2 rRNA genes are annotated in these 3,104 nt (G+C 52.6%); both read right to left on the bottom strand.

The features are described 5' to 3' along the window. Positions 1–59, bottom strand: a 5S ribosomal RNA gene (gene rrf / locus SPK40_RS22885); the annotation flags it as partial. 98 nt (positions 60–157) lie between these two features. Beyond that, positions 158–3,042 (bottom strand): 23S ribosomal RNA (locus tag SPK40_RS22880). Between the last annotated feature and the right edge of the window lie 62 nt (positions 3,043–3,104).

Raw genomic sequence — 3,104 nt, 5'->3', positions numbered from 1 at the left:
CGTTTCACGTCTGAGTTCGGCATGGGATCAGGTGGTTCCACAGCGCTATGGTCGCCAGGCAAAATTTGTTCAACAATCTCGGAAAAATCTGACTAAAGTTCTCAGCACATCATTCAAGTGCTCATGGAGTCCGTACTTAAAACCCCTTGGGTGTTGTATGGTTAAGCCTCACGGGCAATTAGTACAGGTTAGCTGAGCGCCTCACAACGCTTACACACCCTGCCTATCAACGTTCTAGTCTCGAACAGCCCTTCAGGAGACTTAAAGTCTCAGGGATGACTCATCTCAGGGCCAGCTTCCCGCTTAGATGCTTTCAGCGGTTATCTGTTCCGAACTTAGCTACCGGGCAATGCGTCTGGCGACACAACCCGAACACCAGCGGTTCGTTCACTCCGGTCCTCTCGTACTAGGAGCAACTCCCTTCAATCATCCAGCGCCCACGGCAGATAGGGACCGAACTGTCTCACGACGTTCTAAACCCAGCTCGCGTACCACTTTAAATGGCGAACAGCCATACCCTTGGGACCGACTTCAGCCCCAGGATGTGATGAGCCGACATCGAGGTGCCAAACACCGCCGTCGATATGAACTCTTGGGCGGTATCAGCCTGTTATCCCCGGAGTACCTTTTATCCGTTGAGCGATGGCCCTTCCATTCAGAACCACCGGATCACTATGACCTGCTTTCGCACCTGCTCGAACCGTCATTCTCGCAGTTAAGCGGGCTTATGCCATTGCACTAACCTCACGATGTCCGACCGTGATTAGCCCACCTTCGTGCTCCTCCGTTACGCTTTGGGAGGAGACCGCCCCAGTCAAACTACCCACCAGGCACTGTCCGCACCCCGGATAACGGGGCGACGTTAGAACATCAACACTACAAGGGTGGTATTTCAAGGACGGCTCCACAGATACTGGCGTACCTGCTTCGAAGCCTCCCACCTATCCTACACATGTAGGGTCAATGTTCAGTGCCAAGCTGTAGTAAAGGTTCACGGGGTCTTTCCGTCTAGCCGCGGGTACGCAGCATCTTCACTGCGATTTCAATTTCACTGAGTCTCGGGTGGAGACAGCGTGGCCATCATTACGCCATTCGTGCAGGTCGGAACTTACCCGACAAGGAATTTCGCTACCTTAGGACCGTTATAGTTACGGCCGCCGTTTACCGGGGCTTCGATCAAGAGCTTCTCCGAAGATAACCCCATCAATTAACCTTCCGGCACCGGGCAGGCGTCACACCGTATACGTCATCTTTCGATTTTGCACAGTGCTGTGTTTTTAATAAACAGTTGCAGCCACCTGGTATCTGCGACTGCCAGCAGCTCCAAGAGCAAGTCTCTTCACCGCCGGCAGCGTACCTTCTCCCGAAGTTACGGTACCATTTTGCCTAGTTCCTTCACCCGAGTTCTCTCAAGCGCCTTGGTATTCTCTACCCGACCACCTGTGTCGGTTTGGGGTACGATTCCTTACTATCTGAAGCTTAGAGGCTTTTCCCGGAAGCATGGCATCAATGACTTCACCACCGTAGTGGCTCGACATCGGGTCTCAGCCTTAAGATGGTCCGGATTTGCCTAAACCATCAGCCTACACCCTTGAACCAGGACAACCGTCGCCTGGCCCACCTAGCCTTCTCCGTCCCCCCATCGCAATAGTAAGAAGTACGGGAATATTAACCCGTTTCCCATCGACTACGCCTTTCGGCCTCGCCTTAGGGGTCGACTTACCCTGCCCCGATTAACGTTGGACAGGAACCCTTGGTCTTCCGGCGGGGAGGTTTTTCACCCCCCTTGTCGTTACTCATGTCAGCATTCGCACTTCTGATACGTCCAGCATGCCTTACAGCACACCTTCAGCCGCTTACAGAACGCTCCCCTACCCAATACGATAAATCGCATTGCCGCAGCTTCGGTGTATCACTTAGCCCCGTTAAATCTTCCGCGCAGGCCGACTCGACCAGTGAGCTATTACGCTTTCTTTAAATGATGGCTGCTTCTAAGCCAACATCCTGGCTGTCTGAGCCTTCCCACATCGTTTCCCACTTAGTGATACTTTGGGACCTTAGCTGGCGGTCTGGGTTGTTTCCCTCTCCACGACGGACGTTAGCACCCGCCGTGTGTCTCCCGGATAGTACTTACTGGTATTCGGAGTTTGCAAAGGGTTGGTAAGTCGGGATGACCCCCTAGCCTTAACAGTGCTCTACCCCCAGTAGTATTCGTCCGAGGCGCTACCTAAATAGCTTTCGGGGAGAACCAGCTATCTCCAGGTTTGATTGGCCTTTCACCCCTAGCCACAAGTCATCCGCTAATTTTTCAACATTAGTCGGTTCGGTCCTCCAGTAAGTGTTACCTCACCTTCAACCTGCCCATGGCTAGATCACCTGGTTTCGGGTCTAATCCCAGCAACTGTACGCCCAGTTAAGACTCGGTTTCCCTACGGCTCCCCTATACGGTTAACCTTGCTACTGAAATTAAGTCGCTGACCCATTATACAAAAGGTACGCAGTCACCCCGAAGGGCTCCTACTGCTTGTACGTACACGGTTTCAGGTTCTTTTTCACTCCCCTCACAGGGGTTCTTTTCGCCTTTCCCTCACGGTACTGGTTCACTATCGGTCAGTCAGGAGTATTTAGCCTTGGAGGATGGTCCCCCCATCTTCAGACAAGATAACACGTGTCCCGTCCTACTCGTTTTCACGTTTAAGGTATCGTCGGTTACGGGGCTGTCACCCTGTATCGCGGCACTTTCCAGAGCCTTCACCTGACACAAAAAACGCTTAAGGGCTAATCCGGTTTCGCTCGCCGCTACTGCCGGAATCTCGGTTGATTTCTCTTCCTCGGGGTACTTAGATGTTTCAGTTCCCCCGGTTCGCCTCATCAGGCTATGTATTCACCTGATGATAACCGCTTATGCGGCTGGGTTTCCCCATTCGGAAATCGGTGACTCAAGTGGCTCTTACTGCCTCATCACCGCTTATCGCAAGTTAGTACGTCCTTCATCGCCTCTGACTGCCCAGGCATCCACCGTGTACGCTTAGTCACTTAACCATACAACCCCAAGAGGTTTCGTATGTTCAAACAACCAAGGTTTGATTTGTTTCGCCGGACTC

Source organism: Photobacterium sp. 53610, assembly GCF_036409375.1.
GTDB lineage: Bacteria > Pseudomonadota > Gammaproteobacteria > Enterobacterales > Vibrionaceae > Photobacterium.
Note: the sequence above shows the minus strand (reverse complement) of the source record. Positions and strands in the feature narration are given on the sequence as shown.